This window comes from Natrinema sp. LN54, assembly GCF_052439245.1.
GTDB lineage: Archaea > Halobacteriota > Halobacteria > Halobacteriales > Natrialbaceae > Natrinema > Natrinema versiforme_A.
This window is the reverse complement of the sequence record NZ_JBQVRP010000005.1, coordinates 165,500-180,007: the sequence shown is the minus strand read 5'-3', so window position 1 is coordinate 180,007 and position 14,508 is coordinate 165,500. Positions and strand designations below refer to the sequence as shown.

Below are 14,508 nucleotides of genomic sequence, written 5' to 3'. Positions count from 1 at the left end.
GATTCTTTACCGTCGATGTGATACCGCGACAACACATGGCTGCCCCCAGAATCGCGTTCGTGCTGGGAACGCGTCCGGAGATCATCAAGCTCTCGCCGCTCATTCGGGCGTGCGACGATCGGGACGTTCCGTACGTCGTCGTCCATACCGGACAACACTACTCGGACTCGCTCGATACCGTCTTCTTCGAGCAACTCGAGTTACCGACGCCGACGCACAACCTCGAGGTCGGCTCGGACGATCACGGCGCACAGACGGCCGAGATGATCCGCGGTATCGAATCGATCCTCACCGAGACGCGACCGGATCACGTGATCGTCCACGGCGACACGAACTCGGCGCTGGCCGGCGCGATCGCGACGAGCAAACTCGAGCCCTCGCTCGCCCACGTCGAGGCGGGGCTGCGGAGCTTCGACCGGAGCATGCCCGAGGAGATTAACCGAGTGCTGGCCGATCACGTGTCGAACTACCGCTTCGCGCCGACCGACGAGTCGGCCCGGCTGCTCGCGGCGGAGGGGATCGACGACGAGCGGGTCGTCGTCACCGGAAACACGATCGTCGACGCCGTCTCGCAGCACCGCGACCTCGCGGCCCGGAAGAGCACGGTCCTCGAGGACCGCGACCTCGAGTCCGGCGAGTTCTACCTGCTTACCGCCCACCGGGCGGAGAACGTCGACGATCCAGACCGCTTCGGGGGCATCCTCGCGGGCGTCGGCGAGTTCGCGGACCGGACCGACCGCGAGGTCGTCTACCCGATCCACCCGCGAGCGCGAGAGAATCTCGAGGAACTCGACCGGTCGGTCCCCGATCCGATCCGGCTCGTCCCCCCGCTCGATTTCCTCGACTTCCTGACCCTCGAGGACCACGCGCGGCTCGCGATCACGGACTCCGGCGGCGTCCAGGAGGAGGCGTGTATCCTGGGAACGCCGTGTCTCACGGTTCGGGACAACACCGAACGGCCGGAGACGATCGACATCGGCGCGAACCGCCTGGTCGGTACCGACCGGACGGCGATCGTCGAGGGAGCCGAGGCGATGGTCGATCGCGACGGGGAGTGGCCGAACCCGTTCGGGGACGGCACCGCCGCGGACCGGATTTTGGACGCCCTACTCTGACATATCGGCCCGTTTCGCCGCGCCAACCGCCGCAAGGTAATTACCACTGCTTGTAGAGCGTGGGAACATGGCATCAGTGCTCGTCATCGGAGGACTGGGAGCGATCGGTGCACCGTTGACAGACGAACTCGAAGGACGCGGTCACGACGTCTGGGTGGCCGACCTCCCGTGGAACGAACGCGACCGATACTACCGCTGTGACGTCAGCGAGTACCGCCAACTCGAGCGGGTCTTCGAGGACCGCGAGTTCGACTACGTCTACCACCTCGGCGCGGAGTTCGGCCGGAAGAACGGCGAGGACTTCTACGAGACCATGTGGCAGTCGAACGCGGTCGGGACGAAGAACGTGCTCCGGTTGCAGGCCGAGCACGACTTCCGACTGGTCTTCTCCTCGAGCAGCGAGGTGTACGGCGATTACGACGACGTGATGGAAGAATCCGTGCCGCTCGAGGAGGGACCGCGCCAGCTGAACGACTACGCGATTTCGAAGTGGGTCAACGAGCAACAGATCATGAACGCGGCCGACCGGCACGGGACCGAGTCCGTCCGGGTCCGATTCTTCAACACGTACGGGCCGGGTGAGAAGTACAGCGAGTACCGAAGCGTCGTCTGCAAGTTCTGCTACCGGGCGCTGCACGACCTGCCGTACCACGTCTACGAGGACCACCACCGTTCGTTCACGTACATCGACGACACCGTACGCACGCTCGCGAACGTCATCGACTCGTTCCACCCCGGAGAGGTGTACAACATCGCCGGCGAGGAGTACTACGATATCAAGGAACTCTCGGACATGGTGCTCGGCTACCTCGGCGAGGACGACGAGCAGGTCGAGTATCGGGGAACCGAGACCCACAACACCCTCAACAAGAAAGCCAGCGTCGAGAAGGCGAAACGCGACCTCGATCACGAACAGCGCGTCTCCCTCGAGGAGGGCATTCCGCGGACGATCGACTGGATGCGTGAGTACTATGACCTCGAGTGAGCCGCGACCCGAGCGGACGCGCGGACCAGCGCGGTCCGCGGACAGTGGCAGTGGCAGCGACGGAGACCGTGGCAATCTCGGCAACCGCGACGCCCGCACCGGAAGCGACGACCCGCCGCTCGAGCCGATCGAGGACGTGGTCGTCGTCGGCACCGGGTTCGTCGGGCTGCCGCTGGCGCTGTTGCTCGCGAACAACGGCAAGCGAGTCGTCGGGGTCGACATCGACGGGGGCCTCGTCCGGGAGATCAACGACGGGACCCTGAACCTCGACGAGGACGAACTGCAAGCGCTGCTGGCGACCGACGCGGTCGAGCGAAACCTCGAGGCGCGGACCGAACCGACCGACGCCGACGCGTTCGTCGTCTCGGTCCCGACGCCGCTGACCGAGCCGAACAAGAGCCCGGACCTCTCAGCGCTCGAGGCGGCCCTCGAGTCGATCCGGCCGTATCTCGAGCCGGGCGACATAGTCAACGTGGAGTCGACGGTGCCGCCGCTGACCTGCGAGGAGACGGTCGTGCCCATCCTCGAGGACGCCGGCCTCGAGCCGGGCGAGGACATCCAGCTCGCGCACTCGCCGGAGCGGATCCTCCCGGGGAACGTCTTCGACGAACTCGTCACCAACGACCGCATCATCGGCGGGATCGACGAGCGGAGCCGGCGACGCGCCGCGGCGATCTACGAGCCGTTCCTCGAGGGTGACGTCTACTACACCGACCTGCTATCGGCCGAGCTCTGCAAGCTCATGGAGAACACGTACCGGGACGTCAACGTCGCGCTCGCGAACGAGTTCGCCCTGATCGGGGAGGAACTCGACGTGGCCATGAGCGAGGTGATCGACCTCGCGAACAACCACCCGCGGGTCGACATCCTCCGGCCGGGGATCGGCGTCGGCGGTCACTGCCTCCCGATCGATCCGTGGTTCCTGAACGAGGTCGATCCGGAGCACACGAACCTCATCACGACCGCGCGCCGGATCAACGACAAGATGCCGGCCGTCGCCGCGCGCAAGATCCGCCGGACGCTCGCCCCGCTCGCGGACCCGACGGTCGTCGCGCTCGGGGCCGCGTACAAACCGGGCGTCGACGACCGCCGAAACAGCCCCGCGTCGCAGATCGTGACCGACATCCGCGAGGACGGCTACCGCGTTCGCCACTACGACCGCCACGTCGACGCGCTGGCCTACGACGAGTTACGCTCGGTCCTCGAGCGCGAGTCGCCCGATGTGGTCGTCCAACTGGTCCCCCACGATGAGACGGTCGCCGCCCTCGAGGAGCACCGTTCGTGGTTCGACGAGTGGGGCGTCGAACTGCTCCAGTTCGGCGTCGAGAACCCGATCGAACCCTGAGTCACTACGCATGTCAGCATCGACAGCAACCTCGAGTCGGAGCCGCGCCCGCGACGAGACCGCCGCGGACGCAGCCACGGAGGGCGATACCGACGAGTCGTCCGTCTTGGTCGTCTCGCAACTGTTCCCGCCGGAGTCGATGGCCGGCGCACACCGGTGGGAGAAACTCCTCCGGAACACGCCCGAGGACGTCGAGTCCCGCGTCGTCTGTCCCCAGCCGTCCGTCCCCGTCGGGGAGTTCGAGCGCCGCTACTCGCCGTGGTCGACCGACCGGATCGGGGGCGTTCCCGTCACGCGGCTGTTCACCTACCAGCCCGTCGACGATCGGACGGACCTCGAGCGGATCCTGAACCACGTCATCTTCGCGGTGCTCGCGACCGTCTACGTGCTCGTCCACGGCCGCAAGTACGACTGCGTGGTCGTCCAGATCGGCCCGCACACGACGCTCGTCCCCGGACTCGCGGCGCTTGCGACCGGTTGCGGGCTCGTCGTCGACGTCTACGACCGCTGGCTCGAGAACGCGGTCGATTTCGGGTTCACCGACGAACGGTCGCTCGCCTACCGGCTGCTGCGATGGATGGAGCGGGTCGCGATCGAGCGCTGCGACCGACTCATCGCCCTCACGCCGACGATGGCAGCACAGTACCGGGCGGAGTACGATATCGACGACGAGCGGATCGAGACGGTCCCGTTCGGCGTCGACGACGACCTGTTCGACCCGTCGATCGCGACCGACGAGGAGCCGCGGATCATCTACACGGGGAAGTTAGGCGAGGGACAGGCCTTCGAGCCGTTCCTGCGCGGGTTTCGACGCGCCGACATCGAACACGACCTCGTCGTCTACGGCTTCGGCGAGCGCCGGGCGGAACTCGAGGCGCTCAGTTCGCGGTTGGACATCGACGACCGCGTCCGGATCAACGGGCCGGTCCCTCGTGAGCAGATTCCGGCGCTGGTCGCGTCGTCGGCGATCAGCCTGGTACCGCTGAAGACCGAGCACGCGCTCGATTACGCGCGACCGACGAAGTTCCTCGAGACGATGGCCGTCGGAACGCCCTACGTCGCGAGCGCCGTCGCGGAAATCGACTCCGTCACCGAGGAATCCGGTGCCGGGCTCGCCGTCGAGAACGATCCGGACGCCGTCGCGGCGGCGCTGCGCGAGCTCGCCGCCGACCCGGACCGCCGCCGATCGATGGGTAAACGGGGCGTCGCGTTCGTCGACCGACAGCACCGATGGGACGAACTCGGCGACCGGGTCGGCGGCCTCCTCGCGGATGTCGCTCGCGAGCGCGAGGTCGCGGGGTCCGGGATCCGCGCCCGGTTCGGCCGGCTCGCAACAGCCGCCGGCTTCCGTCGGTAACCGGCCTGGGTTCGGACTTTATCTTCTGCAGCGACGACTGATCCGACGCGGCCGAGACGATCCCGAAACGGGAACAGCGACCGTTGTCTCACCGGACAAGTGCGGAATACGCGACCGAAAACGAGCCGAATCGGCTACCGTCGGCGATCGGTTCTCCGAAGCGATCGGTTACTCGTCGCTGCGCGTGGCGACGACGGCGAGCGTGCTCTTCCCGACGCGATCGGGCAGGAGGCGCTCGCACAGCCAGCCGCCGGCCTGCAGCGGATCCTCGAGCGTGAGTCGACAGTCGCCGACGTACGTGACCTCGGTCGGCTCGAAGCCGTATCGCTCGAGGAGTTGGGTCAGCGTGGTCGCGTCGAACCAGCACGTGTGATCGGTGTTGACGAACTCCTGGTCCAGCAGGCGCAGCGCGGTCCAGTGGACCGCCATCGCGTTCGGCGTCGTAATGACGAGCTTGCCGCTCTCGGCGAGGTGGTCGTCGATCGATCGCAACAGCCCGTCGAAGTCGACGAGGTGCTCGATCAGTTCGCCGATGACGATCACGTCGAACGTCTCCTCGAGCGCGAGCGCCTGTGCGTCGCCGTGAGCGACGTCGTAGCCGTCGTCGTCGAGTTCCTCGAGTTCGTCCTCGAGGATGTCGACGCCGACCGCGTCGTCGGCCGTCCGAACGACGAGTTCGTGTAACCACGGCTCGTCGTGGCGTTTGTCGGAGTCGTGTGCGACACAGCCGATGTCGAGGACGGACGCGTCCCTGACGTGGGCTTCGATACAGCGTTCGAACGTCTTTTCCACGTTTCGTTTGCGCGTTTCGTTTACTCTCATGGTAGCCGTAGGGGTGTTCGCTGCGGCCGCGGGCGCTGGGCCGGTACCCGCCGGTCTCGACCGGCGGCGCAGTGGGGCGTCATCGCAGCCACGCGACGACGATGATGCGCGTCAGGCCGACCGCAAAGCCCAGCTTGGGTTTCTTCGTGTCGCCGTCTTTCCGATCCTCGATCCGGATCGGGATCTCCTCGAGTCGGAGGCCGTTCTTCCGCGCTTCGATGATCAGTTCGGGCGCGTTGAACCGCTCTTCGGTCAGCGTGAGCCGCTCGAGCATCGAGCCGCGGATCGCGCGGTAGCCGTTCGTACAGTCGGTGATCGAGGTGTTCATCAGGACGTTGATCACGCCGGTGAAAAACCGGATGCCGGTCCGACGGACGACGCCGTTTCCGGAGCGATCGACGCCGAGATACCGCGATCCCATGACGTAATCGGCCTCGTCGTCGACGATCGGTGCGACGAGTCGCTCGAGTTCGTCCGGCGGGTGTTGTCCGTCGCCGTCGAGGGTGACGACGATGGCCGCCTCGTTCTCGAGCGCGATCTCGAACCCCGTTTTCAGGGCGCCGCCCTGTCCCTGATTGATCGGGTGTTCGACGACCATCGCGCCGTTTTCAGCGGCGTTGGTGGCGGTCTCGTCGGCGGAGCCGTCCGACACGACCAGCGGCTGGACCTCGTAGCCGCGGACCGAGTCCGGCAGCGACGAAACGACGGTGCTGATGGTGTCGCCCTCGTTGTACGCGGGAATCACGACGAACACCGTTTCGACGCCGCCGTCGGTCGCCGGGGCCTGATCGACGGACAGCGATCGCGTCAGCGCCGACACCTCGTCGCTGGCGCGTCGGGCGAGATTCAACACGTGGAAGACGAACCCGAGCAGGACGACGTTCGCGAGCAGCGAGACGACGATGTATCGACGCTCGATGTCGAGGACGCCCCCGATGGCGTCGAACGCCTCGGGGACGAACACGAACGATAGCACGCCGCTTGCAAGTGCGACTGCGATCAGGAGGTCGCTCCGCTCGAATCGGCTGCGGTACCGATCGAATCCCCAGTAGAGGATCCCGACGGCGAGGACGAGCAACGCCGTGTCGAGCGGGTCGGGGGGAACCGGGATCATGGGCTCTGTCTGAGCTGCTTTCGGATCGTGTCTTCGACCGTGTGCGTCGGGTCCCAGCCGAGGACGTCGTGGGTCCGCGTCGTCTCCACGGGGAAGGCGTCGACGAGGGTCTCGTTGTCCCGGGGGTTGTCGACCAGTTCGGTCTCGATCTCGATGCCTCGTTCTTCCGCGACGCACTCGCGAACGATCTCGGCGATCTCACCGATGCTGGGGTCCTCGTCGCTGGCGATCGCGAACGAATCGACGCCGGTCGCGTCGTCGTCCAGTTGCTCGACGAGGACGTCGGCGCTGTTGAGATAGGACCTGGCGACGTCTTTGACGTGGACGAAGTTCCGCGACTGCGTGCCCGGCTCGTAGACCGGCAGCGGCTCGGCCGCGAGCGCTCGGTCGACGAAGAAGTTGAGCACCGTTCCCTTCGTGACCACCCGGTCGTCGACCGTGTGATCCCCGTACAGGTTCGACTTGAGGAACTTGTGGGCCGGAAACGAGTCGACGGCGAGTTCCTCGATGAGCCGCTCGCCCACGACCTTGGTTCGGCCGTACCAGTTCAGCGGATCTCGCGGATGAGTGGCCCTGATCGGGAACTCGCGGGGGTCGCCGACGACCGCCATGCTCGCCGGGAAGATCAGTCCGGCACCGCTCTGTCTGCAGAACCGGGCGACGTTGCCCGTCCCGGTCACGTTCACCTCGTAGGCGAGTTCGGGGTTCGATGCGCAGTCCTCGACGCCGCTGATCGCGGCGAGGTGCATCACGATGTCGGCCCCCTCGAGCGCGCTCCACAACCGGTCGCGGTGTCGAATGTCGACGTGTTCGACGGCGACATCGTCGATCCGCTCGAGCGAGCCGCGATAGAAGTTGTCGATCGCCGTGATCGACCACTCGGGTCGTTCGGATCGGAGCTGTGCGACGACGCGGCTTCCGATATACCCCGCCGCGCCGGTGACCGCGACGTGTACCGGGTCCGACTCGACGCCGGTCGGTTCGGTGACGGCCGCGTTCATCGGTACTCACCGTCCGAGACCGGTTGCCGCGGCGACGCCGCCACTGCCCGTCCGGGCTCCCCCGATCGGGAGAACTGGTCGGCCAGCGAACGGACGCCCTCTCGAAGCGTCCACTCGGGTTCGAATCCGGTCTCTGCGAGCCGGTCGAACTCGACGTGGTAGGACGGCCCCGGCTGTTCGTCCTCGAGGTAGACGATCTCGAGGTCGCAGCCGAGTTCCTGCCTGACGATGCGGGCGATATCCTCGATGCGGAAGTTCTGATCGGTGCGTCCGACGTTGTACAGGTCTCGCGGCCATCGCTCGGGGAACACCGCCGCGTGTTCGTACGCACGGGCGGCGTCCTGGACGTGGATGAACGGCCGCCAGTTCTCGCCGTCGCCGTAGACCGTCAGCGGACGGCCGGTCAGGCCCCGGAAGACGAAGTGATTGACGACGAGGTTGAACCGAATGCCGGGCGCGTAGCCGTAGTTCGTGCTCATTCGCAGCGACGTCGCGGAGAAGCCGTGCTCGGCCGCCGCCTCGCGGACCACCCGTTCGGCCTCGACTTTCGCCTCGCCGTAGGGATTGAGCGGGGCCGGTGTCGTCGTCTCGTCGAGGTTCGTACTCGCCGCGCGACCGTAGCTGTTACACGAGGAGGCGAACACGACCGAGTCGACGCCCGCCGCACCGGCCGCTGCCGCGACGGTTTCGGTGCCGCCGACGATGATGTCACGCGTCTCCTCGGGCCGGTCGTGCGTGCTCGCAGCGCCGGTGATCGACGCGAGGTGAATCACGCGGTCGACGCCGCACATCGCGCTCTCGACGTCGTCCTCGTCCCGAACGTCGCCGCGCCGGAACTCGAGGCCGTCGACCGCGCCCAGCAGGGAGCGCGGTGACCCGGTCGCGAGCGAGTCGAGAACGACGACGTCGGAGACCGCCTCGTTCTCCGAGAGGCGACGGACGAGCGCGCTGCCGATGTACCCACAGCCGCCGGTGACCAGTACCCGCACGGGTCAGCCCTCGCTCAGTACGTCGGGGAGGAACCGGTCCTCGTGGGCGACGATGGTCGACTCGTTCTCGAGGAGCGTCTCGATGATCGAGCGGACGCCGTCCTCGAACGTCGTCGATCGGCCGCCGATCAACGCGTCGTACCGGTCGTTTTCTATCTCCATCTCGTGTGTCTCGTCCTCCGAACGCGGGTTCTCGAAGTGTTCGACTTCGACGCCGAGCCCGTATTCGTTGGCCACGTCGGCGACGGTCTCGGCGATCTCGACGATGCTGATCGCGCGGGTGACCTGATTGTAGACGGTGTGGTCGTCGGGCCGGTCGTCCGGATCGGACAGCGCGAGCCGGGCCAGTCCCTCCACGGCGTCCTCGAGCGCGATGAAGGGCTTGCGCTGCTGGCCGCGGCCGTAGACGGTCATGGGGTAGCCGGCGACGGCCTGCGCACAGAACCGGTGAGCGACGACGCCGAAGTAGTAGTCGAAGTCGAACCGCGTCCCGAGCCGGGGATCGACCGCCGTCTCCGTCGTGTCGGTCCCGTACGTGATCGCCGTTCGAACGTCGGAGACGGGAATGTCGAACTGCTCGTGGGCCAGCCGCATGTTCGCCGCGTCGTGGGATTTCGTCAGGTGGTACCACGAGCCGGCCATCGCGGGGAACGGGACCTCGTCGCGCTCGCCACCGTGTTCCATCGTCGCGCCGCCTTCGGGGACGGGGAACGAGGGGGCTCCGTAGACGCCGGTCGTCGTGGTCTCGACGAAGTGCGTGTCCTCGAGATCGTTTTCGTGAAGCGACCAGAGGAGGTTCCGTGTCGACTGGAGATTGTTGTGCTGGGTGTAGTTCGCTCGTTCGCGGCCGATCTGCGAGTACGGTGCGGACGGCTGTGCCGCGGTGTGGACGATCGTCTCGGGCTCGTGGACGCGGAGCAACTGGTCGACGAAGTCGCCGTCGGTGAGGTCGCCCTCGACGAACGAGAGGTTCCGGACGCCGTGGACCTCCTCGAGCGCGTCGAGGCGGTCGTCCATGGACGCGACGGGAGTGGCGCTCGTCGAGCCGACGGTCTCGACCCAGCCTCGTCGCGCGAAGTTGTCCACGAGGACGACCTGTTCGTCGGTTCGAGATGCGATCCGAACTGCCGTCGGCCATCCGAGATAGCCGTCTCCGCCGGTGAGCAGTACTGACATGATGCTATCGATAGTGTTCCGAACAGGGTCAAAAGTGTATCCATTGGTAAGCACCGATGATACTTCCATAGGCGTTATCTACCGAACAGTTCCGCCGTTTCACCGGTCCGATCTCGTGAGAGTATCAGGGTCCAATAGTGCAAACTTATTACCATCGGTGAATCAAGGTCGGTTCGTATGGCCGACACGAGCGATACAACCGAGGAGACCGAACCGACCGACCAAGCCGACGAAGCGGACGACGAACTGGTCGACGACTTGCGAGACGGCGCGGGATGCGTCGAAATCTGGAAGCACCTCAGCGAGCGCCGCGACGACGAGTGACGGTCGGTCCGCACGCGACTCGTCCAACGACCCCCGACGCCGCGGTGTGGAATTGCACCAGTCGCCGATGACCAGTACCTTCAAACCCGTTCCGGTGGGACGACCAGTATGCGCGTGACACGTCACCTGTGGGGCTGTGTCTCTCTCGCGGGCTTTCTGGCCGCGCTCGCGGTCGTCCTCGAGCGTCCCCTCCTCTTGGCCGGTGTGGCGCTGATCGGCGCGTGGCTCCTCGCGACCCAGTCCGCGTTCCTCGCCGCCCTCGAGCGGACGCGGCGCGGGCTCTCCGTCACCCGGTCGATGCCGTCCTCGAGCGTCCGCGCCGACGAATCGGTTCCGGTGACTCTCGCCGCGACGCTCGCGGACCCGGCCCCGCTGCATCTCGATGTCGACGCGGGATTGCCGACGGCGACGAAGACGGCCGACGGTGACGCGACGGCCGTCGCCGTCGAACCGGAGACGACCGGCGCGGAGCGGACCGCGGTCGCGAGTTGGCCCGTCGTGGGGACGCACACGTTCGACCCGGCGCGGGTGACTGCGACCGACGGCCGCTTCCGCGAGACGTTCGCCGCGGGCGGTTCGCCGACGGTCTCGGTCGAGTCTCGAGGGCCGCAGGCGATCCACGTCGGCGAGGGCGGCGACCGGCTCACGAGCGTCTACGGCGAACACGCGCTGCGGCGATCGGGCCGCGGCCTCGAGCCGGCCGAACTCCGGGAACACGTCCCCGGCGACGCGGCAAAGCGGATCGACTGGAAAGCGACCGCGCGGCTCGCGACGCCTCACGTCCGCGAGTACGAGACCGAGACGACCCGCCGGACGCTCCTCGTGGTCGACCACCGACGGCCCCTCGCGACCGGTCCGCCGTCGGAGACGAAACTCGACTACCTCCGCGAAGTGATGCTCGCGACGGCCGAGAGCGCCCGCGACAGCGACGATCCGCTCGGGCTCCGCTGTGTGGGCGACCGCGGCGTGACGACCGATCTCGAGCCGGCCGCGACGGCGGAGGCGTACGCGACGATCCGCCGGGAACTCCTCGACGTCGAGCCGACGCCCGCGACGCCGTCACCGCAGGCCTCGACCGCCCGCGCGCGACCGCAGGCGACCGACGGCGGGCGCTCCGAGACGCCTCGAGCGACGCGGGACGACGCCGGCCCGTCCCCGCCGGTCCACGGCGGTGCGACGCGACGGACGGCCCGTCACTCGGTCCGGGACCTCGAGGGCGACACCGATCCGTTCGCCGAGACGCTGCGCCCGTTCTACGCGGAGTCGCGGCGCGATAGCCGCCGGGATCGGGATCGACCGCTTTCCGACGCGGTCCGGACGTCGCTGGCGTCGTCCGTGTCCGCGACGCGGACGATCGTCTTCACCGACGATTCCGATCCGGCCGAGGTCCGCGAAACGGTCTCGCTGGCCAGACGGAACGACAGCGACGTCACGGTGTTTCTCGCGCCGAGCGTCCTCTACGAGCCCGGCGGCCTCGACGATATCGAGCGGGCCTACGAGCGCTACCGGGAATTCGAGTCGCTCCGCCGCGACCTCGGCCGGCTCGAGGGTGTCAGGGCGTTCGAGGTCGGCCCCGCCGATCGACTCGGAACCGTCCTCGAAGCGGCGCGCGACCGGGGTGGTCGCCGATGAGCGAGCGGTCGACCGCCGCCACCGAAGCGGCCGGAGCCGGCGGGACGGACGACCGGAGCGCTCGAGCCGCCGGTGGCCGGGCGACCGAACTCGACGTGCCGGCGCTCGTCGCGCTCGCGGCGCTCGTCGGGGCGTTCTGGGTCGTCGCCGGATGGCCGGGGCTGATCGGCGGCGTCGCGACTGCCGCCGGCTGGTACGCGCTCGGGCCGCCGTACGCGGTGGCGCTCGGCCACGTCGCGCTCGTCGTCTGCGTTCCCGCCGGGATCGACCCGATGTCGTTCGCGATCGTCGAGGCGGGGTTCGTGGCGCTCGTGCTCGCGTCGGCCCCTCGAACGGCGGCGACCGTTCCGATCCGGTACGCCGCGACCGCGCTCGCCAGCGCCGGTGCGCTCGCCGGACTCGCCCGACTCGCATTGGGTCCGGCGGGACAACCGCTGTGGGTGGCCGCCGCCGCGCTGCTCGCCGCAGTGGCCAGCGGCATGTACGGACTCCACCGGTACGGGCTCGTCGTCGTCCTCGAGCGAGCAGCGACCGACGAATCGATGACCGACGGCGAGCCGTCGCTGTCGGACGAAACGACGCCCGACACGGACACTGAACGATGAGCACGACCACCGACGATCCCGATCGTACCGACTCCCAGTCCTCGCCGACCGACGACACCGCTGTGCAATCGGCCCCGGATCGAGCCGAGCTGGCCGCCAGAGCCGAACTCCTCGCCGAGGAGAACGCCCGACTCCGGGACGAGTACGCCCGCGCTACCCGGGCGACGTACCGCCGCACCGCGCGGTGGCTCGCCGTCGTCGGCGCGCTCGCCGTCCTCGGCGGGTTCCTGTTCCCCGACGGGCGGGCGGTGCTGTTCGCCCTCGGCGGCACCGGCCTGTTCGGCGGGATACTCACGGCGTATCTCACCCCCGGGCGATTCGTCGCCGCCGACGTCGGCGAGTGCGTCTACGCCGCCGCCGCGACGAACGTGGCCGCCCTGATCGACGGCCTCTCCCTCCGCGACGAGCGCCTCTATCTCCCCGGGAGCGACGGCGCGTCCGTCCGGCTGTTCGTCCCACAGCGAGCGGAGTACGAGCTTCCCGACGACCGATCGGGACCGATCGTCACCCGAGCGGCCGAGCGGGGGCTCGTCCTCGAGCCGACCGGCGGGCGACTCTTCGCGGAGTTCGAGCGGACGCTCGGCGAGCCGCTGCCGGCCGAGCCGTCGGCCGCCGCGACGACCCTCGCCGACGCGGTCGTCGAACAGTTCGAACTCGCGCGGCGCGCGGAGCCGGCAGTCGACGCCGACGACGGCCGCCTCACGGTCGCGATCGACTCGAGCGCGTTCGGCGATGTCGACAGAGTCGACCACCCCGTCGCCTCGTTTCTCGCGGTCGGCGTCGCCGAGGCTCTCGATCGGCCGATCGAACTCGCGGTCGACGCGGGCGAGACGCCCGACGAGTGGCTGGTCACCTGCCGCTGGGACCACGTGGACGAGAGAACGGAGTGAACACGGTTCGGTTACTACCCGATACTCGCGATCCGAACTGCGACGCGGCGCTGATTACGGCCGCCCGGCATTGTCGCCACCGTCACGGCCATCGCCGCTGTCACGGGTGTCGCCACCGTCGCTGACCGCTTGCGGCTCGTTCGCGGCGTCGATCACCGGGACATCGACCGACTCGAGGATGTCCGCGATGATGTCGTCCGCGGCGACGTCGCCGAGTTCGGCGTCGGCAGACAGCACGAGCCGATGGATCAGCGTGGGTTCGGCGAGCGCTTTCACGTCGTCGGGAATGACGTACTCGCGGCCGTGGATCGCGGCCCGCGCTTTCGCGACGTCGAGGTACGCGAGCGTCGCCCGCGGCGAGGCACCGTGAGCGACGTCGGGGTGGCCCCGCGTCGCGCCGACGAGATCGACGAGGTACTCCTTGACGGGTGCGGCGACGTGGACGGACGCCACGCGGTCGCGAGCCGCGAGCAGTTCCTCGCGGCTGACGACTTGCTCGACAGCGTCCGGTCCGAGCGTCGGCTCGTCGTCGAAGCGATCGACGAGTTTCAGTTCGTCGTCCTCGTCTGGAAGCTCGATTCGGTGTTTCAACTGGAATCGATCGCGCTGGGCCTCCGGCAGTTCGAAGACACCCTCCATCTCGATCGGGTTCTGCGTCGCGATCACCATAAACGGCGTCGGCAACTCGAGGGTCTCCCCGCCGATCGTGACGTGGCGCTCCTGCATGGCCTCGAGCAGGGCGCTCTGGGTCTTCGGCGTCGCGCGGTTGATTTCGTCGGCGACGACCACGTTCGCGAAGACCGGGCCGCGCTGGAGTTCGAACGCCTCCTTGTTCTCGCGGTAGATCTCCGTCCCCGTGATATCCGCCGGAAGGATGTCCGGCGTCATCTGGACGCGGCTGTGCTCGAGCCCGCTCGCCCGTACGAAGAGGTCCGCGAGCGTCGTCTTCGCCACGCCGGGGACCCCCTCGAGGAGGAGGTGGCCTCGCGTCAACATGGCGATCGTGAGCAGTTCGACCGCGTCGTCGTTGCCGACGAGGACGCGATCGATCTCCGCACACAGTGCGTCGTGAATCGCCGCCGGATCGACTGGACTAGCGTCGTCGGATCGTGGATCGGTTTCGTTCGTTCGTCGTGTCATGGTCGGTGGTAAC

Annotated in this window: 14 protein-coding genes; 8 read left to right on the top strand and 6 right to left on the bottom strand. The window is 67.9% G+C overall.

Annotated elements, in window-relative coordinates; translation table 11 throughout:
- Positions 1–35: 35 nt before the first annotated feature.
- The 4 genes from wecB (at position 36) to ACT4ML_RS16130 (ending at position 4,802) form a co-directional block, all read left to right on the top strand.
- Positions 36–1,115, top strand: a complete 1,080-nt coding sequence (wecB, locus tag ACT4ML_RS16145) for a non-hydrolyzing UDP-N-acetylglucosamine 2-epimerase (protein ID WP_444721785.1) — start codon at positions 36–38, stop codon at positions 1,113–1,115.
- A 67-nt stretch (positions 1,116–1,182) separates the two neighbouring features.
- Positions 1,183–2,100, top strand: a complete 918-nt coding sequence (locus tag ACT4ML_RS16140; RefSeq protein WP_444721784.1) for an NAD-dependent epimerase/dehydratase family protein — start codon at positions 1,183–1,185, stop codon at positions 2,098–2,100.
- The gene (locus ACT4ML_RS16135) at positions 2,087–3,445 is read left to right on the top strand and encodes a nucleotide sugar dehydrogenase (RefSeq protein WP_444721783.1); all 1,359 of its coding nucleotides are present in this window, start codon (positions 2,087–2,089) and stop codon (positions 3,443–3,445) included. The genes ACT4ML_RS16140 and ACT4ML_RS16135 overlap by 14 nt, the downstream gene beginning before the upstream one ends.
- A 10-nt stretch (positions 3,446–3,455) precedes the next feature.
- Entirely contained in the window at positions 3,456–4,802 is a 1,347-nt protein-coding gene (locus ACT4ML_RS16130; RefSeq protein ID WP_444721782.1) for a glycosyltransferase family 4 protein, read from the top strand.
- A gap of 168 nt (positions 4,803–4,970) precedes the next feature.
- Here ACT4ML_RS16130 and ACT4ML_RS16125 read toward each other — a convergent pair whose 3' ends face one another.
- The 5 genes from ACT4ML_RS16125 to ACT4ML_RS16105 form a co-directional block, all read right to left on the bottom strand.
- Positions 4,971–5,624 carry a class I SAM-dependent methyltransferase gene (locus ACT4ML_RS16125; protein ID WP_444721781.1) on the bottom strand — a complete coding sequence of 218 codons (654 nt, stop codon included), beginning with the start codon at positions 5,622–5,624 and terminating at the stop codon, positions 4,971–4,973.
- A gap of 79 nt (positions 5,625–5,703) precedes the next feature.
- Positions 5,704–6,738, bottom strand: coding sequence for a DUF2304 family protein (locus ACT4ML_RS16120; protein WP_444721780.1), 1,035 nt, complete (start codon positions 6,736–6,738; stop codon positions 5,704–5,706).
- Complete coding sequence (locus ACT4ML_RS16115; protein WP_444721779.1) at positions 6,735–7,739, bottom strand: NAD-dependent epimerase/dehydratase family protein; 1,005 nt, start codon at positions 7,737–7,739, stop codon at positions 6,735–6,737. The genes ACT4ML_RS16120 and ACT4ML_RS16115 overlap by 4 nt, the downstream gene beginning before the upstream one ends.
- The gene (locus tag ACT4ML_RS16110) at positions 7,736–8,728 is read right to left on the bottom strand and encodes an NAD-dependent epimerase/dehydratase family protein (protein ID WP_444721778.1); all 993 of its coding nucleotides are present in this window, start codon (positions 8,726–8,728) and stop codon (positions 7,736–7,738) included. The genes ACT4ML_RS16115 and ACT4ML_RS16110 overlap by 4 nt, the downstream gene beginning before the upstream one ends.
- A gap of 3 nt (positions 8,729–8,731) precedes the next feature.
- Entirely contained in the window at positions 8,732–9,904 is a 1,173-nt protein-coding gene (locus ACT4ML_RS16105) for an NAD-dependent epimerase/dehydratase family protein (protein WP_444721777.1), read from the bottom strand.
- Between the two features lie 177 nt (positions 9,905–10,081).
- Between ACT4ML_RS16105 and ACT4ML_RS16100 the strand changes: the two genes are divergently transcribed.
- The 4 genes from ACT4ML_RS16100 (at position 10,082) to ACT4ML_RS16085 (ending at position 13,355) form a co-directional block, all read left to right on the top strand.
- Positions 10,082–10,228 carry a hypothetical protein gene (locus ACT4ML_RS16100; protein ID WP_175416537.1) on the top strand — a complete coding sequence of 49 codons (147 nt, stop codon included), beginning with the start codon at positions 10,082–10,084 and terminating at the stop codon, positions 10,226–10,228.
- A 108-nt stretch (positions 10,229–10,336) separates the two neighbouring features.
- Positions 10,337–11,860 carry a DUF58 domain-containing protein gene (locus tag ACT4ML_RS16095; protein WP_444721776.1) on the top strand — a complete coding sequence of 508 codons (1,524 nt, stop codon included), beginning with the start codon at positions 10,337–10,339 and terminating at the stop codon, positions 11,858–11,860.
- Positions 11,857–12,465 (top strand): hypothetical protein, encoded by a 609-nt coding sequence (locus ACT4ML_RS16090; protein ID WP_444721775.1) that lies wholly within the window; start codon positions 11,857–11,859, stop codon positions 12,463–12,465. Before ACT4ML_RS16095 ends, ACT4ML_RS16090 begins: the two co-directional genes overlap by 4 nt.
- Positions 12,462–13,355 (top strand): hypothetical protein, encoded by an 894-nt coding sequence (locus ACT4ML_RS16085; protein ID WP_444721774.1) that lies wholly within the window; start codon positions 12,462–12,464, stop codon positions 13,353–13,355. The genes ACT4ML_RS16090 and ACT4ML_RS16085 overlap by 4 nt, the downstream gene beginning before the upstream one ends.
- A gap of 54 nt (positions 13,356–13,409) precedes the next feature.
- Here the strand turns inward: ACT4ML_RS16085 and ACT4ML_RS16080 are convergent, their stop codons facing one another.
- A complete protein-coding gene (locus ACT4ML_RS16080; RefSeq protein ID WP_444721773.1) occupies positions 13,410–14,495 on the bottom strand; it encodes an AAA family ATPase in 1,086 nt (361 codons plus the stop codon).
- Positions 14,496–14,508: the final 13 nt, after the last annotated feature.